The organism is uncultured Sphingomonas sp., assembly GCF_964237155.1.
GTDB lineage: Bacteria > Pseudomonadota > Alphaproteobacteria > Sphingomonadales > Sphingomonadaceae > Sphingomonas.
Genome location: NZ_CAXSHH010000022.1, coordinates 1 through 22,707, shown reverse-complemented (window position 1 = coordinate 22,707; position 22,707 = coordinate 1). Strand labels below are relative to the sequence as shown.

20 protein-coding genes and 2 tRNA genes are annotated in these 22,707 nt (G+C 69.0%); 7 read left to right on the top strand and 15 right to left on the bottom strand.

All coding sequences use genetic code 11. The features are described 5' to 3' along the window. Nucleotides 1-56: 56 nt before the first annotated feature. Together ACFE71_RS07130 and ACFE71_RS07125 are read left to right on the top strand one after the other, a co-directional pair. Entirely contained in the window at nucleotides 57-278 is a 222-nt protein-coding gene (locus ACFE71_RS07130; protein ID WP_375428114.1) for a hypothetical protein, read from the top strand. 47 nt (nucleotides 279-325) lie between these two features. After that, nucleotides 326-1,051 (top strand): 3'(2'),5'-bisphosphate nucleotidase CysQ, encoded by a 726-nt coding sequence (locus ACFE71_RS07125; protein ID WP_375428113.1) that lies wholly within the window; start codon nucleotides 326-328, stop codon nucleotides 1,049-1,051. On the opposite strand, the gene ACFE71_RS07120 is transcribed toward ACFE71_RS07125, so the two are convergent. The 3 genes from ACFE71_RS07120 to ACFE71_RS07110 form a co-directional block, all read right to left on the bottom strand. Next, on the bottom strand, nucleotides 1,052-2,539 hold the full coding sequence (locus ACFE71_RS07120) for a deoxyribodipyrimidine photo-lyase (protein ID WP_375428112.1): 1,488 nt from the start codon (nucleotides 2,537-2,539) through the stop codon (nucleotides 1,052-1,054). Between the two features lie 26 nt (nucleotides 2,540-2,565). After that, nucleotides 2,566-3,753 carry a winged helix-turn-helix domain-containing protein gene (locus tag ACFE71_RS07115; protein WP_375428111.1) on the bottom strand — a complete coding sequence of 396 codons (1,188 nt, stop codon included), beginning with the start codon at nucleotides 3,751-3,753 and terminating at the stop codon, nucleotides 2,566-2,568. A gap of 49 nt (nucleotides 3,754-3,802) precedes the next feature. Then, nucleotides 3,803-3,879: transfer RNA gene (locus ACFE71_RS07110), tRNA-Arg, on the bottom strand. An 84-nt stretch (nucleotides 3,880-3,963) separates the two neighbouring features. Here ACFE71_RS07110 and ACFE71_RS07105 point away from each other — a divergent pair. Further along, complete coding sequence (locus ACFE71_RS07105) at nucleotides 3,964-4,467, top strand: hypothetical protein (protein ID WP_375428110.1); 504 nt, start codon at nucleotides 3,964-3,966, stop codon at nucleotides 4,465-4,467. Here the strand turns inward: ACFE71_RS07105 and ACFE71_RS07100 are convergent. From ACFE71_RS07100 to hemB, 3 genes are all read right to left on the bottom strand, one after another. After that, nucleotides 4,464-6,665, bottom strand: coding sequence for a spermidine synthase (locus ACFE71_RS07100; RefSeq protein ID WP_375428109.1), 2,202 nt, complete (start codon nucleotides 6,663-6,665; stop codon nucleotides 4,464-4,466). The two genes, ACFE71_RS07105 and ACFE71_RS07100, sit on opposite strands and share 4 nt — an antisense overlap. Continuing rightward, nucleotides 6,662-7,192 (bottom strand): GNAT family N-acetyltransferase, encoded by a 531-nt coding sequence (locus tag ACFE71_RS07095; RefSeq protein ID WP_375428108.1) that lies wholly within the window; start codon nucleotides 7,190-7,192, stop codon nucleotides 6,662-6,664. Before ACFE71_RS07095 ends, ACFE71_RS07100 begins: the two co-directional genes overlap by 4 nt. Before the next feature lie 132 nt (nucleotides 7,193-7,324). Further along, nucleotides 7,325-8,356 carry a porphobilinogen synthase gene (gene hemB / locus ACFE71_RS07090; RefSeq protein ID WP_375428107.1) on the bottom strand — a complete coding sequence of 344 codons (1,032 nt, stop codon included), beginning with the start codon at nucleotides 8,354-8,356 and terminating at the stop codon, nucleotides 7,325-7,327. Between hemB and ACFE71_RS07085 the strand changes: the two genes are divergently transcribed. Continuing rightward, nucleotides 8,343-9,236 carry a diacylglycerol/lipid kinase family protein gene (locus ACFE71_RS07085; RefSeq protein ID WP_375428106.1) on the top strand — a complete coding sequence of 298 codons (894 nt, stop codon included), beginning with the start codon at nucleotides 8,343-8,345 and terminating at the stop codon, nucleotides 9,234-9,236. The two genes, hemB and ACFE71_RS07085, sit on opposite strands and share 14 nt — an antisense overlap. On the opposite strand, the gene ACFE71_RS07080 is transcribed toward ACFE71_RS07085, so the two are convergent. The 6 genes from ACFE71_RS07080 to ACFE71_RS07055 all read right to left on the bottom strand — a co-directional run bounded on the left by ACFE71_RS07080 (nucleotide 9,233) and on the right by ACFE71_RS07055 (nucleotide 18,020). Beyond that, the gene (locus ACFE71_RS07080; protein WP_375428105.1) at nucleotides 9,233-10,717 is read right to left on the bottom strand and encodes an MATE family efflux transporter; all 1,485 of its coding nucleotides are present in this window, start codon (nucleotides 10,715-10,717) and stop codon (nucleotides 9,233-9,235) included. The genes ACFE71_RS07085 and ACFE71_RS07080 overlap by 4 nt on opposite strands. Before the next feature lie 61 nt (nucleotides 10,718-10,778). Further along, the gene (locus ACFE71_RS07075) at nucleotides 10,779-13,505 is read right to left on the bottom strand and encodes a valine--tRNA ligase (RefSeq protein WP_375428104.1); all 2,727 of its coding nucleotides are present in this window, start codon (nucleotides 13,503-13,505) and stop codon (nucleotides 10,779-10,781) included. A 38-nt stretch (nucleotides 13,506-13,543) separates the two neighbouring features. Further along, on the bottom strand, nucleotides 13,544-15,139 hold the full coding sequence (locus ACFE71_RS07070; RefSeq protein ID WP_375428103.1) for a histidine kinase famiy protein: 1,596 nt from the start codon (nucleotides 15,137-15,139) through the stop codon (nucleotides 13,544-13,546). Nucleotides 15,140-15,155: 16 nt separating this feature from the next. Then, complete coding sequence (locus ACFE71_RS07065) at nucleotides 15,156-15,767, bottom strand: DUF2497 domain-containing protein (protein ID WP_375428131.1); 612 nt, start codon at nucleotides 15,765-15,767, stop codon at nucleotides 15,156-15,158. A 38-nt stretch (nucleotides 15,768-15,805) separates the two neighbouring features. Then, nucleotides 15,806-17,311 (bottom strand): TolC family outer membrane protein, encoded by a 1,506-nt coding sequence (locus ACFE71_RS07060; RefSeq protein ID WP_375428102.1) that lies wholly within the window; start codon nucleotides 17,309-17,311, stop codon nucleotides 15,806-15,808. 22 nt (nucleotides 17,312-17,333) lie between these two features. Then, on the bottom strand, nucleotides 17,334-18,020 hold the full coding sequence (locus tag ACFE71_RS07055; protein ID WP_375428101.1) for a protein-L-isoaspartate O-methyltransferase: 687 nt from the start codon (nucleotides 18,018-18,020) through the stop codon (nucleotides 17,334-17,336). A 157-nt stretch (nucleotides 18,021-18,177) separates the two neighbouring features. Between ACFE71_RS07055 and ACFE71_RS07050 the strand changes: the two genes are divergently transcribed. Continuing rightward, nucleotides 18,178-18,251, top strand: a tRNA-Cys gene (locus ACFE71_RS07050). A gap of 587 nt (nucleotides 18,252-18,838) precedes the next feature. Here ACFE71_RS07050 and ACFE71_RS07045 read toward each other — a convergent pair. Next, nucleotides 18,839-19,579, bottom strand: a complete 741-nt coding sequence (locus tag ACFE71_RS07045) for a hypothetical protein (RefSeq protein WP_375428100.1) — start codon at nucleotides 19,577-19,579, stop codon at nucleotides 18,839-18,841. Nucleotides 19,580-19,678: 99 nt separating this feature from the next. On the opposite strand from ACFE71_RS07045, the gene ACFE71_RS07040 reads away from it, so the two are divergent. Next, nucleotides 19,679-19,972 carry an ArsR/SmtB family transcription factor gene (locus ACFE71_RS07040; protein ID WP_375428099.1) on the top strand — a complete coding sequence of 98 codons (294 nt, stop codon included), beginning with the start codon at nucleotides 19,679-19,681 and terminating at the stop codon, nucleotides 19,970-19,972. Beyond that, the gene (locus ACFE71_RS07035; RefSeq protein WP_375428098.1) at nucleotides 19,969-20,346 is read left to right on the top strand and encodes a hypothetical protein; all 378 of its coding nucleotides are present in this window, start codon (nucleotides 19,969-19,971) and stop codon (nucleotides 20,344-20,346) included. Before ACFE71_RS07040 ends, ACFE71_RS07035 begins: the two co-directional genes overlap by 4 nt. A 316-nt stretch (nucleotides 20,347-20,662) precedes the next feature. Here ACFE71_RS07035 and ACFE71_RS07030 read toward each other — a convergent pair whose 3' ends face one another. Both ACFE71_RS07030 and ACFE71_RS07025 read right to left on the bottom strand, forming a co-directional pair. Next, entirely contained in the window at nucleotides 20,663-22,060 is a 1,398-nt protein-coding gene (locus tag ACFE71_RS07030; protein WP_375428097.1) for a hypothetical protein, read from the bottom strand. Between the two features lie 28 nt (nucleotides 22,061-22,088). After that, entirely contained in the window at nucleotides 22,089-22,463 is a 375-nt protein-coding gene (locus ACFE71_RS07025; RefSeq protein WP_375428096.1) for a tlde1 domain-containing protein, read from the bottom strand. Nucleotides 22,464-22,707: the final 244 nt, after the last annotated feature.

Sequence of the window (22,707 nt, the reverse complement as noted above, 5' to 3'; positions counted from 1 at the left end):
ATCCGGCCGAAACGGCGGAAATCCGGGATCGGCCCGGTACTTGCTCCATTAGCGGCATGTTCACGCGTATCAGCAGCCTGTTCGTCATCAAGACCAAGTTCGAGGCGTTCCTCGTCCTGTACGGCCTCGCCACCGGCGCGACCGAGCGGGGAGCGCATTACCTCCAGCAATATCCGGGGACGGGCGGCTGGCTGCTATTCGCGGCCTGTCCGATCGCGGTGTTCATGGCGGGCGCGCGCATCCTCGACTCGATCGAGCGCGAACGGGCGGAGGGGTAGCGGGCCGAGGGGTGGCGGGGGCGGGGGCCCGGGCCTAAGCCGGATGCATGACCGACGCCGAACTCGCCCGATCGATCGCCCGGGAGGCGGGCGAGCTGCTGTTGCGGATACGCAAGACGAGCGGGCTGACCGGGCCCGCGCTCGGCGACGAAGGCGATGCGCGGGCGAATGCACTGATTCTAGCGCGGCTAGCGGCGGAGCGGCCGGGCGACTCGGTATTGTCGGAGGAGTCGTTCGACGATCAGGCGCGCTGCCTGACGCCCCGGGTGTGGATCGTCGATCCGCTCGACGGGACGCGCGAGTACCGGGAAGGGCGCGACGATTGGGCGGTCCACGTCGCGCTGGCGGTCGACCGCGCGGCGGCGGCGGGCGCAGTGGCGCTGCCCGCGCTCGGCCGCATGCTGGCGAGCGACAAGGTCGCGCCGCCCTCCCCGGTTCCCGCGCGGCCGCGTATGGTGGTCAGCCGTTCGCGCCCGCCCGCCGTGGCGACGGCGGTCGCGCGGGCCCTGGATGCCGAGGTGATCGCAATGGGGTCGGCCGGTGCCAAGGCGATGGCGGTCGTGGCGGGCGCGGCGGATATCTATTTGCATGAAGGCGGGCAGTTCGAGTGGGACAATTGCGCCCCCGCCGCCGTCGCGCTCGCGCACGGGTATCACGCCAGCCGGATCGACGGCGCGCCGCTCGTCTATAACTGCCCCGACCCGCGGCTCCCCGACCTGCTCATCTGCCACCCCGCGATCGCGTCCCGAGTGCTCGAACTGGTGCGCGCCTGATCAGATCGGCAGCTTTTCCGACAGGTATGGATCGACCGGCGGCCCGCCCGGCACCGACAAGCGCGGTCCCGGTCGCGCCGCGTTGCGCTTCAGCCACGCCTCCGCGCCCGGACGCCCCCGGATCGCCTTGTCCGTCCGCGTCTGGACGAGGCCATAGATCGGGTTGTCGCGGTAGCCCGGCGACGAGTCGCCCCACGCCCAGGCGAGGTTGCCGTAAGTCGACGGATCGCGCCCGTCGAGGCTCAGCCGGTCGTTCAGGTAGCAGGCGGTCGCCCAGCCGGTGCGCGGGTCGGGGGTCATCGCGATCAGGCGCTTGGCCCAATACATCCGCAGGTTGTTGTGCATCCAGCCGTCGATCAAATATTGTTTCTGGCAGGCGTTCCAGGTCTCGTCCGCCGTCTCTCCGTGGAGCAAGGCATCCAGGGTTTCCAGCTCGGGCCGGGGATCCTCGGCGTGGTTGGCCAGCTGCCCCTGCGCGTAGCGGGGAATGCGCGCGTAGCTTTCGGGAACGCGCATCGTGCGGCCTTTATAATGGAACCATTCGCGCCAGGTGAGCAGTTCGTCGGCGAACTTGTCCTGCTGGTCCTTGGGCACGTCGGCGGCCTGGATCGCGGCCATCACCTCGCGCGGGCCGCACACGCCGAAATGGAGATAGGGCGATAGGGTGCTCGCCCCCTCGGCGCGGGCGGCGTTGTTGCGCGCGTCGGCATAGGCGGGGAGCACCTCCGTCGTCAGGCGGCGTAGGCGCACGAGCACCTCGTGCCGCGACCCCGGCAGCATCGCGCTCGGCGGAAGCGCGTGGTCGATGTCGAGCGAGGCGACGAGCGCGTCGATCTCCGCGTCGGACAACCCGCCGAGGCGATCGGGCTCATATGCCAGCGGGCCGTCATAGGGCGCGTGGGTCGTCTCCTCCTCGCGCCAGGCATACCAGCCTTCGCGCGCCTTTTCGTGGCGGCGGCGGAAGGCGGAGGTGGTGCCGACGCCCTGGTCGAGCGCGGCGGGCGGGACGACGCAGGCGGCGTTGACCGCGATCACCGCCGTCCCGCTCTTGGCCGCGACGCGCTCCGCCTGCCACTGGGCGACAAAAGCGGGCTGGTCCTCCAGCACCACGGCCGCGGCGTCGGCGGCGAGGCGGTAGACGAGCCCCTTTTCGCGTTTGGCCGCACGGTCGACATACTGGACGCAGGCCAGCCCGCGCTTCTCGCAGCCGATCGCGACATCGCGGCTCGCCCCCAGGATGAAACGGTGGAGCCGGTCGGAGGCGAAGGGGTAATCCTCGCGGAGGCCGTGATAGACCAAAACCGGCGCGCCGATCGCCTCGCCTAGCAGGATCGCGGCGTCGATCACCGGATTGTCGCGCGCGCGTAGTGCCTGCTGAAGCCAGCAAAGCACATAACGGCCGCCGGGGCGGAATGGCGCGTCGTTGAGCCGCCGCACGCGCGGAGCTTCGGTCCAGTTCGTCAGCGTGCCGGGCGCATCATCGATCATGGTCGGTCGAACGCGGAGTGCCCCGATTATGTCCGCTCGGCACGGGGCGCCTCCACACGATCCAGTTCCAGCCAACGCGCCATGAGCGCCAGCTCCTTCGTCAACTCGCTTGCAGTTTCGGGCGGCGCGTCGGGTTCGAGGTGGATGGCGTGGACGAGCAGCCGGGAGGCCTGCCGGTCCGCCTTGACGTCCACTCGGGCGACCAGCCGATCGCCGAGCAGGAACGGCAGCACGTAATAGCCGTGCACGCGCTTGGCGGCGGGCGTGTAGATCTCGATCCGGTAGCGGAAGCCGAACAGCCGCTCGGTCCGGTCGCGCTCCCAGATCAGCGGGTCGAAGGGGGCGAGGAGCGCGCGGCCCTCGACCCGGCGCGGGCGGCGCGCGTCGCGGTGGATGTATACGGCGGGCCAGCCCGGGATCGCGACCGCGCGAAGCACGCCCTCCTCCACCAGCGTCGCGACGGCAGCCGCGCCGTCCGAAGGTGCCAGGCGAAAATAGTCGCGCAGCTCGCCCGCAGTCGCGACGCCGAGGGCGCGGGCGGCATGCTCGATCAGCGCGCGGTGCGCGTCCCGCTCGGCGGGTGTGGGGAGCGCCAGGATGGCGGGCGGGATCACGCGTTCGGTCAGGTCGTACACGCGCTCGAAGCCGCGCCGGCGCGTCGTCGTGGTGATATGCCCGGCATAGAACAGCCATTCGAGCGCGCGCTTGGCGTCGCTCCACGCCCACCATCCCGTCCGCCCGCTCTCCACGTCGGACGCTGCGAGCGGACCGTCCGCGCGGATGCGGTCGAGCAGCGCGGTCGCCTCCGCCCGCCGCTCGTTCGCGAACAGGCGCATCGATCCGTAGCCCGCCTCGCCCCGGTCGGCGCGCGTCATGCGCCAGCGGAGCAGCGGATGCATGGCGAGCGGGAGTAGCGACGCCTCGTGCGCCCAATATTCGAACAGGCGACGCTCGCGCCGCGGTCCCCACGCGGCCCTGTCCAGCAACGCTCGGTCATAGCTTCCCAGCCGTGAAAAGGCCGGGAGGTAATGCGCGCGGGCGACCACGTTGACGCTGTCGATCTGGTGCAGCCCGAGCCGCGACACCGTACGCCGGAGATGTCCCGCATCGACGCGGGGCGGCCGAGCGACACCGAACCCCTGCGCGGCAAGCGCGATACGGCGCGCGACGGCCAGGGAAAGACGCTCGGTCGGGATCTGGAAACGATGGTCCATCTCGACCTCGTGGCGGGCGATCGCGACGATCGCAAGCAGGTCGGAAGAATGGTGCGCCCGGAGCGATTCGAACGCCCGGCCCTCAGATTCGTAGTCTGATGCTCTATCCAGCTGAGCTACGGGCGCACATCGGAAACGCGTCGTTAGACGGGGCGATGCAGGCTTGCAAGGTTGTTGTGCGGATATCGCGCGGGTCATAGACGCGAGGGCATGAACCGCCCTCCCCTCGCGTCGCTGCTCCTCGCCCTGGCCTGCGGCGGGTGCGCGCGCGACGCCGGGCCGTATCCGTGGCTCGCCCCGCGCGCGATCGAGAAGCTCGGCTTCGACGAGCCGGACGCGCCCGCGCCCGCGCCCGTCGTCGCCGATCCGGCGCTGGACGTCGAGGTCGCGGCGGCGGACGCGCGGCTCGGCAAGGCGGCGGGGGACTTCGCGCGCGCGCTGGTCGGGGTCGAGCGGGCGGCGCGGGCGGCGCGGGGCGCGGCGGCCGGGTCGGAGGCTTGGCTGACCGCGCAGACCGCGCTCGCCGAACTCGACGGCCTTCGCGCCGAGGTATCGGAGGTGCTGTCCGATCTCGACGATCTCGCGGTGAAGCGAGCCACGACGCTCGCGCCCGACTATCCCGCGCTGGAGACGATGCGCGGTCGGGCGCGGACCGAGCTGGAGCGGCAGGAGACGGCGATCGCGCGGATCGGTTCGGGGCTCGCGGCGACCTAGCCCGACCGCTTCAGGAGCGGCAGGATCGAGTGATAGTCGTCCGTCCACGGCCGGAAGTTCGGTCGCGTCCGCAGCGCGCGCCAGTCGGTTCCCCGTGCCGTCAATCCCGCGAGCACCCCCGGGTCTCGCGACAAGGCGATCCACGACGACCCGGACGCGGCCTCGTCGAGGCGCGACGGGTCGTACTCGAAGATCGACGCCGCCCACCCGCCCGCCTTGGCCGCGTTCGCCACCACCGGTTCCAAGTCGAGATAGCGGTTCGAGATATGGACCAGCAGCAAGCCGCGCGGACCGAGCACGCGCGCGTAGGTTCCGAACGCCTCGCGCGTCAGCAGGTGCGCCGGCACCGCGTCCGACGAAAAGGCGTCGAGCGCGAGCAGGTCCAGGCTCGCCGACCCTTCCCGCGCCAGCCGCAGCCGCGCGTCGCCCAGGACGATCGACGGGTCGGGCAAGCAACGGCGGAGGTAGGTGAACTGCCCGGTGTCGCGCGCGATACGGATCACGGCGGGGTCGATCTCGTAGAAGCGCCAGCTCTGGCCCGGCCGCGCGTAGCAGCTGAGCGTCCCCGTCCCCAGGCCGACAACGCCGATCCGCGCGCCCATGCCGTAGAGCTCGGGCGCGAACAGCATCGCCTGCCCGACGCCCGATCCGCGCGCGTAGTAAGTGGTCGGCGTTCGCTCGCGCTCGGGCGAGCCGATCAGCTGGACGCCGTGGATCGTCGTCCCGTGATCGAGCTCGCGCGATCGAGGGCTGTCCTTGACCGTGTACACCCCGAAATAGCTCCGCGTCCGCGCATCGCCGTCCAGCGACAGCTCCAGCGAGCGGTAGCCCCCGAACAGCACCACCGCCGCGCCGAGCAGCAGCATGTACCCGGCGCGCGCGCCGACCACGAGGAGTCCGACGGTCGCGACCGCGATGAAGAGGATCCCGGGCCGGCCTTCGCCGAACAGGCTGTCCGGGCCTTGGACCCGCGCGCCGACCATGAGCGCGACCGCAAGGGCGACGCCCCCCAGCGCCGGCCAGCGGTGGCGCGTCCACACCGCTTTGATCCCCTCGGTCAGGTAAAGCTGCGGCGTCAGGAGCCCCGCCGCCAGGATCAGCAACGGATACTCGTAGGTCCAGTCGAACAGCACGGGCGCGAGAAGCCCCGCGAACACGCCGCCGAGCACGCCCCCGAACGACATGGCGAGATAAAAGCCCGTCAGCCGGTCGGGCTCCGGCCGGGCGTCGTACATCGCCGTGTGCAGCGCCACCGACGTCATGAACAACAGCGCGAGCGCCACCCCGGCGCTGAGCAGGGGCTGCGCATTGTACCCGCCGATCATGACGCCGCCGAACAGCAGGATCGTGATCGGCGCGATCCGCGTCAGGATCTCGGCGAGCGCGCGGTTCGCGGCGAACGCGACGGTGAAGCTCAGCAGGTAGAGCCCGAGCGGCAGAACCCACAGCAGCGGCCCGGCGACGATATCGGTGGTGAGGTAGGTCGAGGTCGCGAGCATCAGCCCCGACGGTACGAGCGCGAGCGCGATCCAGCGCCCAACGGTGGCGCGACTCGGCGCGGGGCTGGTCGGGACGACCGCCTCGGCGCGCGCGACCGGCGGCAGCGACCGCGCGCATAGCAGGACGAGCAACGCGAGCAGGACATATCCCGCGCTCCACAACCGGCTCTGGTCGCGGAGCGGCATCAACGGCTCGACCAGCAGCGGGTAGGCGATCAGCCCACCGAAGCTTCCCAGGTTGGACGCGGCGTAGAGCGCGTACGGGTTCGCTCCCTCGCTCGCGTCGCTGAACCAGCGTTGGATCAACGGCGCCTGCGCGGACACGGCGAGGAACAACGGCCCGATCGAAGCCACGAGCAGCCATGGCACCCAGAGCACGGGTTGGGCATCGGGCGGCGGCTGGGTCGCCATCAATCCGATCGGCAACCACAAGGCGGCGAAGGCCAGCAGCCCCAGATGCACCGCCGCCTGGGTGCGCGGCCGCCACCGGCCGATCGCATGGGCATAGGCGTACCCGCCGAGCAGCAGCGCCTGATACACCAGCATCGCCGAGTTCCACACGGCGGGCGCGCCGCCGAGCCTGGGCAACGCCATGCGCGCCACCATCGGCTGGACGAGGAACAGCAGGAACGACCCGGTGAGCACGGTGAGGACGAACAGCAGCCGGCGCGGCGGCCAGGCGGCAAAGCTTTGGATCACGGATCGGGCCTCGCGACTCGGTAAAGGATGTGTCGGCGGAGTGGATCGCCGTCCGGCAGATCGGGATGGTCGAAGTCGCCGTCGAGTACGCGCACCATGTCCAGGCGCTCCATCAAACGCCAACTACGACGGTTTGCGGGCACCGTTATGGCCGCGACCGAAGGTAGATCGGTGCTTGACCACGTCCACGCCAAGGTCGCCGCCGCCGCTTCCCGGGCATAGCCCTGCCTCCACGCCTCGCGCGCCAGCCGCCACCCGATCTCGACCTCGCCCTCGATCGGCGGCTTGGCCGGGAGAAGTCCGCAGAAGCCGATGAAGGAGCGGTCGGCCCGGCGCTCCAACGCCCAAAAGCAATAGCTGAGCTCCGCCTGTCGCTCGTTCATGCGCCGCTTCACGTCCCACGCCTGCTCGATCGTTGTTGGAGGCCCCAGATAGCGCATCACCTCGGCATCCTGGCTCATCGCGTGAAACGGCGCGACATCCTCATCTTGCCAATCGCGAAGCAGGAGGCGTTCGGTCGTGATCACAACCTGTCCACTTGTCATGCCGGACTTGTTCCGGCATCCATCGTCGTGCGAGCCCGGCACCGTCCGGCTGCACACAGCGATGGACCCCGGAACAAGTCCGGGGTGACGATGAAGCAGCGGCAGTAGCCTAGTTCAACCACCCAGCAGCCGCGCCGCGTGCGCCGCGTGGTAAGTCAGCACCCCGGCGCAGCCCGCGCGCTTGAAGGCCATGAGCGTTTCAAGCACCAGCGCGTCGCGTTCGCCCGCGCCGGCCGCCACCGCCGCCTCGATCATCGCATATTCGCCGGACACCTGGTACGCGAACACCGGCACCTGGAACGCCGCGCGCACCCGCACGACGATGTCGAGATACGGCAGCCCGGGCTTCACCATCACGCTGTCCGCGCCCTCCGCCAGGTCGGCCGCGACCTCGCGCACTGCCTCCTCGGCGTTGGCGGGATCCATCTGGTACGTCTTCTTGTCGCCCTTGAGCAGCCCGCGCGACCCGACCGCGTCGCGGAACGGGCTGTAGAAGCCGCTGGCGTACTTGGCCGCGTAGGCCATGATCTGGACCTCATGATGCCCCCCGCCCTCCAGCGCGGAGCGGATCAGGCCGACGCGGCCGTCCATCATGTCGGACGGGGCGATGATGTCGGCCCCCGCCTCCGCCTGCACCTGCGCCTGGCCGACGAGCACCTGAGCGGTCGCGTCATTCAAGACATAGCCGCTCGGCGAGACCAACCCGTCATGACCATGCGTCGTGTACGGGTCGAGCGCCACATCGGTCAGCACGCCAACCTCGGGCACCGAGTCCTTGATCGCGCGGATCGCGCGGCACATCAGATTGCCGGGATTGAGCGCCTCGCGCCCGTCGTCGGTGCGTAGGCCCGGCGGCGTGTTCGGGAACAAGGCGACGCACGGGATGCCAAGGTCGCGCGCCTCCCGCGCCCGCGCGACGATGCCGTCCACCGACCAGCGCGACACGCCGGGCAGGCTGGGGATCGGCTCCTCCACGCCCTGCCCCTCTGCGATGAAAAGCGGCCAGATCAGGTCGGCGGGCGTCAGCACGGTCTCGGCGTGGAGGCGACGGCTCCAGCCATGCGCGCGGGTTCGGCGTAGGCGCAGTGCCGGAAAGCTGGGCGTGGGGTAGGCGGCGGACATGGGATCGTCCATGACCATGGCCATGCGTGAGATCAAGACCGCCGCCCTCGTCGTCAACGCCAAATCGCGCCGGGGGCAGAAGCTGTTCGAGAACACCTGCGCGCTGATGGCGGGGCTGCCCTACCCCGTCGATGCGCATGCGGTCGAGCATCCGCGCGACCTGGAGCCGACGGTCCGGCGCGCGCTGGCGAGGAAACCCGACCTGCTGATCCTCGGCGGCGGGGACGGGACGGTGAGCGGGCTCGTCGACCTCATGGTCGGGCACGACGTCATCCTAGGCGTCCTGCCGCTGGGGACCGCTAACAGTTTCGCGCGGACGCTGGGCATCCCGCTCGACATCCCCGGCGCGGTCGAGGTGATCCGGACGGGCGTCCCCAGGCGCATCGACCTGGGGATGATCGACAAGGATTATTACGCGAACTGCGCGGCGATGGGCATCTCGCCGCAGATCGCCGAGACGGTGCCGCACGGGCTGAAGAAGGTGCTCGGGCGGCTCGGCTATCTGGGCTGGGCGGCTTGGCAGTTCACGCGTTTCAAGCCGTTCACGCTGATCGTCGGCGAGGGCGCCGCGGCCGAGCGCTTGCGCGTGGTCGAGGTTCGCATCTCGAACGGCCCCTATCACGGCGGCACCGAGCTGGTGGAGTCGGCTAGCGTCGATTCGGGCGAGATCGTTGTCCAAGCGGTGCTGGGCCATTTCAAGCGGCGGCTGATCCATAATTGGGCGGCGGGCTGGTTCCGCCATTCGTCGCGTCATGACGAGGTTCGCGAGTTCCGCAGCCGCGCGATCCGGCTCGACACCGAACCCCGCATGCCGATCTCGATCGATGGCGAGGTGCTCGCGCACACCCCCGTCACCGCGCGGATCGCCGCCGCGGTGATCGAGGTCATGGTACCGGCCTTCTAGGTCACGGGCTTCAGCGTTCCCGTGGCCTCGGCGGCGCTGTTCGATCGCGCCGCGCCTTCGTCGGCGCTCGGCACCGCGACCCTGGCGTCGCGCCACGGTCCGTACCGGTAATAGAGCGCGGCCCCGATCACGTTGGCCGCCGACCCGATCGGGAAGCTCCACCACAGCGCGTCCGTCCCCAGCCAGGGCTGGAGACCGACCGCGAGCCCGAGCCGGATCGGGAACATCGACACGAACAGGATGACGAGCGGCCCCCACACCGCCCCGTTCGCGCGCACCACGCCGAACAACACCATCGTCCCCCCGAACAGGATGAAGCCCCAAGTCGCCAGCGCGTTGATGTGCTCGGCGATCGGCAGGGCCGGGCTGTCGCCGCCCACGAACAGTCCAAGGATCTGGCGGTTGAAGGCGAGCATGAGCCCCACCGCCGCACCCGTCAGCACCAGGTTGAACAACAGCCCCGCGCCCGTGATCCGTCCCACCCGGTCCCAGCGGCCCGCGCCGATATTCTGCGCCGCCATCGCGCTCACCGCCGCGCCGACCGCGAGCGCCGGCATCTGCACATAGGCCCACATCTGGAGCGTGACGCCGTAGCCCGCCGTGGTGTGGACGCCGAGCCGATTGACCAGCCCGACCATCGCCAACCCCGCGGCCGAGATCACCAGCATCTGCGCCCCGATCGGCAGCCCCTTCGACACGATCGTCCGCGTCAGCCGCACCTCGGGCAGGATATAGCGCAGCTCCGCGCCCTTCAGCCGGAGCGGCAGGTCGCGAAGGTGGATGTACGCCGCCAGCGCCGCGACCGCGACCACGCCCGATGTCAGCGTCGCCGTCGCCGACCCCGCGATCCCCATCGCCGGCGCGGGGCCGAGCCCGAGGATCAACACGGGGTTGAGCCCGGCGTCGAGCAGGACGCTCAACCCCATGAACCATAGCGGCGTCAGCGAGTCGCCCGTTCCGCGCAGCCCCATGAACATCAGCACCAGCATCATCTGTCCCGGCAACCCGGCGAAGATCACGCGAAGATAGACCAGCGCCAGCTCGAACGCGCCGGGCGGCGTCGCCAGCAGCCGCAGGATCCGCGGCGCGAAGATCCACCCCAGCGCGCCGACGATCACGGAGGCGGCGAGCACCAGCCCGATGGCCGACCCGAACGCCCGCCGCGCGCCCTCGACGTCGCGCCGCCCGAAGCTCTGGCCGACCAGGATCGTCGCCGCCATCCCGAACCCGAACACCGCGCCGAACATCAGGAACATGATGATGTTGGCGTTGCTGGTGGCCGCCAGCGCGTCCTCGCCCAGGAAGCGCCCCACCCAGATCGCGTTGATCGACCCGTTAAGCGATTGCAGCACGTTAGAGCCGAGCGTCGGGAGAGCGAAGGCGAGCAGCGTCGACGCGATCGGCCCGGTGGTGAGATCGCGCTGGCCGGGCGATCTACTCCCCTCCCGCTTGCGGGAGGGGTCGGGGGAGGGACTGTCCATGAAACTCACCTTGATCGAGTAGGCCCTCCCCTAGCCCCTCCCGCAAGCGGGAGGGGAACGATCACCCCAACCGCCCCAACGCCGCCCGCAACCGATCCGCCTCCGCCGCCTTTTCGCCGTGATCCGCGCGCGCCTTTTCCACCGCCTCAGGCTTTGCCCGCTCGACGAAGCTTGCGTTGCCGAGCCGCCCGGCGAGCGCGTCGCGTTCCTTTTCCGCCGCCGCGATACCCTTGGCGAGGCGCGCGCGTTCGGCGTCGAGGTCGATCACGCCCTCCAGCGGCAGCACGAATGTCGCCTCGTCCACCACGACCTGCGCCGCGCCGCCCGTGACCCGGCCCACCTCCGCCTCGACCCGCGCCATCCGCGCGAGCACGGCGGCGTTGCGGTTCAGCCGGGCGAGCGTCTCCACCGACGCGTCGCGGACGTGCATGGGCAGCTTGGCCCCCGGCGGCACGTTCAGCTCCGTCCGCGCCGCGCGGACCTCTCCGACCAGCCGGATCAGCCAATCGACCTCCGCCTCCGCCGCCGGGTCGAGCGCGCGGGCGAAGGGCCGCGGCCACTTGGCGACGATCAGCTCGGAGCGCCCCGGCATCAGCCCGTGCCACAGTTCCTCGGTGATGAACGGCATGAACGGGTGGAGCAGCACCAATATCTGGTCGAGCACCCACCCCGCGACCGCCCGCGTCTCATCCTCGATCTGTCCCTTGATCAGTTCCAGATACCAGTCGCAAAACCGGCTCCACACGAATTGGTAGATCGCGTTCGCCGCCGCGTCGAAGCGGTACTCTGCCAGCGCCAAGTCGACCGCCTCGACCGTCCGGATCAGCTCGGCCTCGATCCACTTGTTGACCGCGAGCGTCGCGGGCGGCGGCTCCAAGGTCGTCGATCCGCCGATGCCGTTCACCTGGCAGAAGCGCGCGGCGTTCCACAGCTTGGTCGCGAAGTTGCGGTAGCCCTCGACCCGGCGCTCGTCCATCTTGATGTCGCGGCCCTGGCTTTCTATCGCCGCCATGAAGAACCTTAGCGCGTCCGCGCCATACCGATCGATCAGCACCAGCGGGTCGACGGTATTGCCCTTCGATTTGGACATCTTCGACCCGTCGGCGGCGCGGACGAGGCCGTGCAGGTACAGCGTCCGGAACGGCACATCGCCCATGAAGTGCATGCCCTGCATCATCATCCGCGCGTTCCAGAAGAACAGGATGTCGAACCCGGACACGAGCACGTCGTTGGGATAGCGGCCGTGAAGGGTGTTCTTCTCCCTCTCCCCGCTTGCGGGGAGAGGGTCGGGGAGAGGGGCTGTTCCGGGCGCGGCCGGTACCTTGGACAGCCCCTCTCCCCAGCCCTCTCCCCGCAAGCGGGGAGAGGGAGCGCCCTTCTCCGGCCAGCCGAGCGTCGCGAACGGCCACAGCGCCGACGAGAACCAGGTGTCCAGCACGTCCTCGTCCTGCCGGAGCACGACTCCCTCGCCCGCCTCGGCCTGCGCCTGCTCCAGCGTCTCCGCCACGAACACCCGCCCGTCCTCGGCGTACCAGGCCGGGATCCGGTGCCCCCACCAAAGCTGCCGCGAGACGCACCAGGGCTGGATGTTCTCCATCCAATTGAAGAACGTCTTCTCCCACGTCTTCGGCACGATGCGGATCGCCCCCGACCGTACCGCCTCGATCGCGGGCTTCGCCAGCGTGCCTGCGTCGACATACCACTGGTCGGTCAACCAAGGCTCGATCACCACGCCCGACCGGTCGCCGTAGGGCACCTGGTGGACATGCTCCTCCACCCTGTCGAGCAGCCCGATCGCCTCGAAGTCCGCGACCACCTTGGCGCGCGCGACATACCGGTCGAGCCCGCGATACGCCGCCGGACACTCGTCGCTCATCGTCGCGTCGGCGTTCAGGAGGTTGATCAGCGGGATACCTGCCTCCGGATGCCGCTTCGCCACGTCATAATCGTTATGGTCGTGCGCGGCCGTGATCTTCACCGCGCCCGATCCGAAGTCCATCTTGACGTAATCGTCGGCGATGATCGGGATCGATCGGTTCACGATCGGCAGCAGGCACCTTTTGCCGACCAGATGCGCGTAGCGTTCGTCCGCCGGGTTCACCGCCACCGCGCCGTCGCCCAGGATCGTCTCCGGCCGCGTCGTCGCGATCGCGATGTACCCGCTCCCATCCTCCAGCGGATAGCAGAAATGCCAGAAGCTCCCCCTCACTTCGCGCTGCTCGACCTCCAGGTCGCTGATCGCGGTCTGGAGCCCCGGGTCCCAGTTCACCAGCCGCTTGTCGCGGTAGAGCAGGCCCTCGCGGTGAAGCCGCACGAACACCTTGACGACCGCGGCCGAGAAGCCCGGGTCCATCGTGAACCGCTCGTTCGCCCAGTCCATCGAACAACCGAGCCGACGGAGCTGACCGGTGATCTCGCCCCCGCTCTCCGCCTTCCAGTTCCAGACCTTGTCCACGAATTCGTCGCGAGACAGGTCGGTGCGCTTCACGCCCTCGCCCGCCAGCTTGCGCTCGACCACCATCTGCGTCGCGATGCCCGCATGATCGGTCCCGACCACCCAAAGCGCATCCTTGCCCTTCAACCGCGCATGGCGGACGAGGATGTCCTGGAGCGTGTTGTCGAGCGCGTGCCCGACATGCAGCGACCCCGTGACGTTGGGCGGCGGATTGACGATCGTCCACGGCTCCGCTCCGGGCCGGTCGGGGCGGAACAGGCCGTTCTCCTCCCAATGCTGATACCAGCGGGACTCGATCTCGGCGGGGTCGAAGGTCTTGGGAAGCTCTTGCATGACCCGCGCTTAGCGAGCGCGCGCGGGGCCCGCCACCCTTACGCCTCGTCCAGCACCGACCGGATGCACGCCTCCAGCTCCCCCCGGCGGTAGGGCTTGCGGATCAGCGCGAACGCGCGCGCGCGCTCGTCGATCGCCTGGTCGGCGTAGCCCGTCGCCAGCAGCACGCGGACATGCGGATGATCGCGCCCGACCGCTTGCGCCAACGCGACGCCGTTCATCCCGCCGGGCATCAATATGTCGGTGAACACCAGCCGATACCCGTCATCGCGCCGCAGTTCGTCCAGCGCGGCGCGCGCGTCCGACACCGCCGTCACCACATAGCCCAGGTCGCCCAGCACCGCGCGGCCGAGCTCGGCCACCTCCGGTTGATCCTCGACCATCAACACGCGCCCGGACCCACCGGCCGTCCCGCCCGTGATGCGCGCCGCATCCGGCGCGGCCTCCCGCGCGGGTCCGTCTATCGCGCGCGGGAAATAAAGCGAGAACTCCGCGCCGCCGCCCTTCCCCGCGCCAACCGTGACGAGCCCGCCCGACTGGCGCATGAAGCCATAGACCATCGCGAGGCCCAGCCCGGTGCCCTTGCCGATATCCTTGGTCGTGAAGAACGGATCGAAGATCGTGTCGATCGACTCGGGCGCGATGCCCGGCCCGGTGTCGGCGATCGACACGCACACATACTCGCCCGGCGTCAGCCGCTCCGCCGGCACGGCCGCGTCCGGAAGGGTGACGTTGCGCAGGCGGATCGCGACCTCGCCCTCGCCCTCCATCGCGTCGCGCGCGTTGGCCAGGATGTTCAGCAGCGCCATTTCCGCCTGGACGGGGTCGATGCGCGTCGACCACAGGCCCGGCTCCGCCTCGCGCCGGATCGTCACCCTCGCGCCCACGGTGCTCTCGACGATCGGCCCGAAGCCCGCGATCAACGCATCGAGGTCGATCAGCTGGTCGCGCAGCTCCTGCTTGCGCGCGAAGGCGAGCAACTGCTGCGTCAGCGTCGCGCCGCGGTTCGCCGCCATCGCGATCGCGTCGACGGCGCGCTTGACGGTCCGGTCGGCGGGGTCGGTGCGCGCGTCCAGGATGTCGGCGTATCCCTGGATGACCTGGAGCAGGTTATTGAAATCGTGCGCGATCCCGCCCGTCAGCTTGCCGACCGCCTCCATCTTCCGCGCCTTGCCCAGCTCCTCCTCCGCCTCGCGCCGTCGCGATACGTCCAGCTGGCTGGCGAAGAAGTAGCGCATCTCGCCCGCGGCATCGAACACCGGCGAGACGAACAGCGCGTTCCAGAAGGCGGAACCGTCCTTGCGGTGGTTGCGCATCTCGACCGCGACGTCCGTATGCGCGGCGATCGCGTCGCGCACCCGCGCCACGACCGCGCGATCGGTCTCGGGCCCCTGAAGGAATCGGCAGTTGCGGCCGACGATCTCCTCCTCGCGGTAGCCGGAAAGCGCGACGAACGCCTGATTGCAGAATATGATCGGGTTGTCGGGCAGTTGCGGGTCGCTGATGACCATCGGCATCCGGTTGGTCTTCACCGCCGCGAAGAAGATGTCGTCGCTGGAACCGCCGGACGATGTACCCGTCTCCGCAAGCTCCGGCCCGACCGCCGCGTTCAAGTCCGGCGGGTCGGTCGTCATGCGTGCCCTTCGTCGATCAAGTCTGGCCGGATATCCTGGCTATCTCGCGCGACACCATCGCCTCGACCATGTCGGGCAGGTTCGCATCGAGCCATTCCCGCAGCATCGGGCGGAGCATGTCGCGGACCAGGCCCTCCAACGTGCCGTCGCCCGAAGGCTCCGGCTTCACCATCAAACGCGACAACGACGCAAGCGCGCCCCGGGTTGCATCGGCGGCGGCCAGGGACAGGATCGGATCGACGGCCGGTGCGGCGACATGCACGGCGGCGGCGGGACCGGGCTGGGTCGATGCGACCCGCGTCTCGGGAAGGGTCGGGGCTGGCACGGCGTCGCGAGGGGGGTCGTCGGGAAGCGCCGCCGCCGAAATCGGCGCGTCGACGTCGACCTGGGGTGGGACATCGGACGCGACATGGACGGGAACGGCCTGCGGATAGGCCGGCATGGGATCGCTCAGTTCCAGCACCTCGTCGCCGTCGGCGGCCGGGTCGCCGTCGTCGTCGGATCGCGGCGCGGGCGGGCTCGTCCGGGTCGCGCGCCTGCGGCCGGTCGGGGCCTCCTCCTCGGCGATGATGCGTTTGATGGAGGACAAGATCTCCTCCATCGACGGTTCCACGCTCATATCACCCATGACCCCCGTCAACCCCCCCGGCATGACCGCGACGCTCGTCATCGACGATCCGGCGCGTCGTTACCTGTCGTCAAGCCCGGGCGTCTGTCAACTCCGCTATCGAGCAGCGGGTCGAGCGAACGCGACACCTCGGCCCCCTGCGCGGGCGTGGTCGCGGTGCCCGTCGCGACCGCGACAGGGGTAGGATCGCCGCCGAAATCCCAAATCTTCCCCCGCACCCGGCGATAGTTCACCGTCGGATCGTACAGCGCGCCCCCGCCCAGCCCCAAGTCGCGCGCCTCCGCGTTGCCCATCGCCGCCAGCAGCGCGAAGCCCGCGACATAAGCGTCGCGCCGGGCCGTCACGAGCGTCACCTGGCTGTTGAGCAATTCCTGCTCGGCGTTGAGCACCTCGAGCACGGTGCGCGTGCCCACGCCATTCTCCGCGCGCACGCCCTCCAGCGCCAGCTTGTTCGCATTCACGGCGACCTCGGACGATCCGATCACCTCCACGCTGCCCCGGTAGATCGCCAAGGCCGAGCGGGTCTGCGACACCGCGTTGCGCTCCTGAAGCGTGACGTTCTCGATCGCCTGCGACTCCCGCGCCTGGGCCTGGCGCACCTGCGCCGCCGGCCGCCCGCCCTGGAAGATCGGCAGCGACATGTTCAGCCCCGCGGTCGCCGCGGTCGCCGAGTTCTGGGTGAAACCGCCCGACGGCACCGAGCCGAGAAAGCTCGAATAGGAACCGCCGATCGACGCGCCCACGCGCGGCAGCCGCCCCGCGCGCGCGACGCCCGTATCGAACCGCCTGGCGTTGCGCTCGGCCATAGCCGCCTGGAGCGCGGGATTGTCCTCGATCGCGACGGCCACCGCCTGTTCGGGCGTGGAGGGCAGGTTCGGGAGCGGCGGCGGGTCCTGCAACCGCCCGGCGGGCGTGCCCACGAAGTTGATGTAATCCTCGCGGCTGGCGATCAACTGCGCCTCCGCCTGTTGCAGCTGCGCGCGCGCGATCGCGAGCCGCGCCTCCGATTGCGCGACGTCGGTCCGCGTCAGGTCGCCCACCTCGAACCGGTCGCGACTGGCGCCCGCATTCACCTCCAGCACCCGGACATTCTGGCGGTTGAGCGCCACCACCGCGTCATCGCGGATCACGTCCATGTATGCGGCGACCACGTTGGTGAACAGGTTCGCCTCCGTGCCCCGCAGCTGCGCGCGGCCCGCCTCGACGCGCGTTTCCGCCGCGCGGACGGAATTGCGCACCGCCCCGCCCTGATAGAGCGGCACCCCGACCTGGGCCTGGCCGAACAACTGGCGCGGCGCGGTCGCGAACTGGTTACCCGGGATCACCAGGAACTCCTGTAGCTGCCCTTGCGCATCCGCGCTCGGCTTGCCGTCCGCGCGCCGGATCGGCACGTCCTCGTCCAGCGCGCGCTGCGCCGCGCGCTGGCCGGTGATCTGCGGGTTGCTCTCATAGGCACGGAGCAATGCCTCGCGCAGCGTCTCCGCTCCGGCGGGCGCGGCCAGGGGAACGAGCGCGACCCCGGCGATGAGCAAACCACGTATCACGATGCGCGCCCCCCGGCGTTCGTTAGAAGCTGAACCCACGCGGCCGGCTGAACCCCGGCAGCACCACGCAATCGACGTCGGCGAAGGTCGCCAGTCCGAACCCGCCCGCGCTCCGGCGTCCCCCGGCGAGCCGGATGACGTTGCCGTCGACCAGCCCGGTGACCACCCGCCCATCCGGCGCGAGCTGTTCCAGAAGCCCCTCGGGCACGAACTCGACTGCCCCGTCGATCATCAGCACGTCATAGGGCGCGCCGTTCGGCGATCCGGCGTCCAGCGGTCCCTCGACCAGATCGACCCCGGCGCGCCCCGCCAGACCCTCGCGCGCCAGGGCCGTCAGCGCCGGATCGCTCTCGACCGCGACCACATGCGCCACCAGTCCGGCCAGCACCCCGGCCGCATAGCCCGTCGCCGACCCGATCAGCAGCACCCGGTCGCTCGGGCGAAGATACGCCTCGGTCAACAACCGCCCGGTCGCCATCGGCACGTTCAGGTACCGTGCGCGCCCCAGCGGCAGGGCCGCGTCGCGGTAGGCGAAGGCGCGCTGGCCGGCGGGAACGAACCGCTCGCGCGGCACCCGCGCCATCGCCGCGACCACGCGCGGATCGTTGACCGAATTGGTGCGCAGCTGGCTGGACACCATCGCCGCGCGCATCTCGTCATAGCGGTGGGCGGGGTCCGCCTCGGCGGAGTTCTTGGTCAGCGTCGTCATGCTCGCATTCTGTCGCACAAGTGTTTTAGAGAAGCAATACACCTTCTCGGCGACATCTACCTACCCGGCCCGCCACCGTCCGTCGAGGCGCGCCGGGTGGGAAAGCGACGTGTTGACAGCGCGCGGCCGCGCCGTGCATGGGCGCGGGCCGCATCGGGGCCCGATGGCGGAGTGGTGACGTAGAGGACTGCAAATCCTCGCACCCGGGTTCGATTCCCGGTCGGGCCTCCATCGGTGTGTCGGTTTTTACGCCAACCTGCTCAACTTTTCAAAACCAGCAGTTTTGGCGGAAGATCTGATTACAGAATTGCGGAGAATAGAAAGGCGGGCCCTCACCTGCTTCGTAGTTGCACCCGGTTCGGCCCCCTCTACATCTACAGCTTCACAGTTAGTTCTTGCAGTTGAACAAGCATCGCTGAGCGAACACGTTGCCTGTAGCGCGCAGCGGATTAACTTGCACGCAGGTGACATCGGACGCTAGCCTACACCTCGCGGTTAGCTGGCTCTAAGGTACATTCTTAAACAATCGATACTGTTCCTTTCCCCTGACGAATAGGCACGGCGACCCCTCCCCGTCGACTACCCACCGTGATCCAGCGGAGAACGGCCGCAATCGTCAAGTCAGCTCGTCGACGACCGATGCCGGGCACAGCTCTACCAACGGGCGCGTGATACAGCGGACGTTGCGATCGAGCGACATGCGCAGCAGCATTAGCCGACAGGTAGCGGCGCCCAGATCAAGCGCGAGCAGTCTGTCTGTCAGGTCCGCATCGCCGGACCAGCGGAGGCGTTCGGCACCGGCGATGGTACGCCGCTCCTTACTCGATCTGCCTGGCAGCCCAGGGCACGCGCCAAGGCACCCGCTTCGCGCGCAACGTCACGCGCCACGGCGACGTCTCACCGACGAACGAAACGTCGCTCACGTAGTCGCCCGACCTGACGATCCGGTAGTTGCGGCCCACCAGAATCGGATGGTCGAACACCTCGTCGGCGCGGCGGCCGACGACCGCTCCGCGAAATGTCTCAGGAGCATCCACCGTGATCGTGGCCGTCGCGCCCAGCGTGCGCAGGTGAGCACCGTTGGCCAGCCTCGCCCCGACCTCCAGGCCGTACCGCGACAGGCGGATGCCTAATCCGCCCCGCGCGTCCTTCCAGCCGCGCATCACCAGGCCGCCGTACAGGAAAGCGTGCCGGGCATGACGGGGGCGCGGCGCGGCCAGAGATCTGCCCTGTCCACGCGCCGCCATGTTCGCCGTGAACATCGGCGGCCTGCCGCAGATCCAGCGCCGCCAGTCGCCGTCCGGCTCTAGGCACCACGCGGCTTCGTCGGGGTCCGTGCCGAGATGACGGAGTAGGTCGAGCGCCAGCGGCGAGGCCCGGCGCACGGCGTGGGCGTGGTGGGCGCGGTAGATCGCGAGGTGGACCACGTCCTCGTCGTCGAGCAACCGCTCGAGAAGGTGGGCGAGCCCGACCTCGTCCGCCAGTCGTCCCAGCCAGCCCTCGCGTGCGGCGCGCAACGCGATCTCGCGCGCGGCCGTACGGCGCAGCGAGTGCTGCACGGCTGTGGCGTGGCGCGGCCCGGAGGCTCGTTGCGGCCGAGCAGCGGTCATGAGCTGCCGTACGGTCCCCGCCCGATCACCACGCGTCGCTCCTCGCCCATGAGCGCGCTGTCGCAGCCGACGCGCTTCGCCGTGTTCCGCAAGCTGATCGACATCCTGCCCGAGGGTATGGCCTCGGGCGACATCGCCGTCGCGGTGACGGCGCCGCCCACCACCATGAGCGCCCACCTCGCGATCCTGTCGCGCGCCGGCCTGGTCAGTTCGGAGAAGGTCGGACGCACCGTGATCTACAGCGCGCTGCCCGGACCAGTGAAGGAATTATCCGAGTTCCTGGCGCATGCGTGCGAAAGAGCGGACAATAGGCAAACGGCGCAGACGGAGGACGACCGATGACCATCCGCGACCTGGGGAGCGGCAATGCCGTTACGGGAGTCCTCGCGTCAGGCGACCGCGGCCGAACTCATCGCCTGTTGTGTTCTCGGCTTTCGGCGGCCGAACTGACAGCGGTACGCGACGAACTCGACCACCGCATTGACGGGAGCCGCATCGAAACGGCCAGCTGGATCCCTGGGTCCGACTGGCGCGGCACGCCTTACCAATCGATCTACGAGAAGGGTGCCCGGTTCAACCCGGATCTGGCGGCGCTGATGTTCGGCCTGATGGTCTGGGAAGCATTCGAGCGCCACGAGGACGACTGGTTCACCGAGCGCTTCAGCATGGGTGGCGAGGAAAACCGATTCCGCGTGTACTTCAAATCGGGTCATTGACCTTGCTCGACCGAAACGCCGTTCTGCGGCTGCGGCTGCGGCCGGCGTCCGCCAGGCCAAACGATGTCGATCTGGTTGTCGGCAGCTCACCGCACGCCGACCAGCTTACAGGTCGGGGCAAAATCCGCTGGAGCCGAGCGGGTCGGAGAAGGAAGCTCTGTCCGATCTGGGGCGGGGACACGGACGGGCGGCCGCGATAAACTAGACCTGATTCTATTCGTCGATCCGACAGGACAGGGGTCGAGCAATCAGACGGCACGGGCGCAGCTGTCGGAGCGTCGTCGAACTGGCCGTTCGCCTAGGGCATCGCGCTCGTCTAAAGCTTTGTGATCAGGATAGATGAGACCGCGTCGTTGCCCGGCAAGCCTCCACGCAGACTCCCAAGTTCGACCGGCGAAACAATGTTTCGATGAGTGCCCTGATAGTTGTCGTGCAGGTATAGCTGCACTAGAAACTCGCCCGGTCCGCCGTTTACTTTGATGGATGAGATCATGTCATTCAGATCGCCTGCCACTGCCCGTAGGCTGGGGATGCTGGCGCTTGATGCATGAGATCGGCCTTGAAAGTTGTCGTGCTCGAATACGGCCACGACTGGTGGTTTCGGCGGTGCAGCCTTCCGCTCGGGCGGCCTCGGTAGGTCGACCGGCTCGGGCAGGTCGAGATCCGGGTCCTGTTTAAGTGACGCAATCAGGTCTCCACACCGCTCGATCTCCGCTTCGATCTGGCACATCGCTCCCGCCACCACGGATGCCGGATCGTCTTCAAACGAGTACGCGTCGGCGTCGCTCTGCACCAGCAGCCACTCGTTCCGCACCTCGTACGCCTCGGAAACGCGCTCCGCGATCGACTCCAGCGAGCGCGCCTGCCGCTCGACCTTGCTCAGGTCGACGCCGCTCACCGGCAGGTTTTCGACCGTGCCGTAGCCTCGAACGTACACGGCTAGGATGCGGGCCTTGGCCGGGTCGCGCATCTCGTCCGGAAAACGACGGGCGGCGACGACGAGCTCGTCCGCCGTCGGCAAGTCGCCTCCACCGCCACGACGATACAGGGTGAAGTCGGTTGACGTGTGGGTCTCCACCGAGCTGACCGCCTCCGACATCGAGAACTTACCCGACCCGTAGCCGGCTGCCGCCGCCCGGACTTCGACCCGTAGCGATTGCGCCTGCTCATCGGTGGTCGCAACGTATCGCTGGATGCCGAGGAGCTCACCCCCAGTCACGACGCCGTAGACGTAAGAATTACCGCATTGCTGCAGGAAACGGCGCCGGCTCCTCAACATAAGCCTGCGGGCTCCGGAAGTGAGTTCGGCCCGGCGCAGAACCTGCGACGGGTTGCGCACCTTCACGCCGACAAGGAGAAAACTGTCAAAGCGGGTGTGGCGCTCTGAACGCTCAAGCGACATGGCGGCACCGCCCGAATATATGCCGATACCCAGCGACGCCGCCGCCGATATGTTTAGAGCCTTCTTGAGTTCCGAGTAGTTAGTGACCGCGCTCAGCACGTATTCCACGTCCTGCCCCTTTACGCCCGCCACCTCCGTCAACGACCCGGTCCCGGAGTACTCCACCGAGTTGAGCATTCCCTGCTCGGCGAGCGCCGTGTTGAACCCTTGCCCGATCATCAGGCGATCGGTGAGCACGTCCATCTCGAGCTTGCCGACTGGAACGGAGAGGAAGCCGGAGCCGATGTCGAGCGCGAGCGTGTCCGTCAGCACTGAAGTTCTCCTGATGGCGCGAGTAGACTCAACGCACGACCTCGAGTCGATGCATGCCGCTAGCAGCTATGTCCTGCCGCTTGCGGCGATCGGCAATCACGATGCATCCATCGGAAGCCCAGCCCGGCCTCGTGATGCTGTCGGCGTGGATCAGGAAACCCGAGCGCCCACACATATCATTCGCGGGGTCGGGCGTGAGCGGGATAGTGACCGGGGCGGGTTCGTTGACCACCATGCCGAGATCGTACCAGCCGCGCGGTATTGGGCCGATGTCCTGGACGCACTGTAGATCAGGATCGTTCCTGCCCTGACCGGCACCCGCGTAGCCCGTCGCGAAGGGTGCCGCGACGGGGTCGCCCATTTTGAAGAGTTCGCCCGTGCTCTGCCGCCAACGCCAATGCATCAGACCTCTCCGCCGTACAGACGTGGCAAGTCAACAATGGCTCCAATGCGCCTTACAGGCTCGGTCCGCGACCGGAAAGATTTACAAATCGGAATTGGGCAGTCTCGGAGAGGCGGCACGCGATGATCATCTGGGCAGGGCCGACCAGTTCTTCGGGTTCCGCCTCCCTCTGTATGCACCTGACACGCTTCCCCCCCCCCCCCCCCCCCCCCCCCCCCCCCCCCCCCCCCCCCCCCGCGCCCCC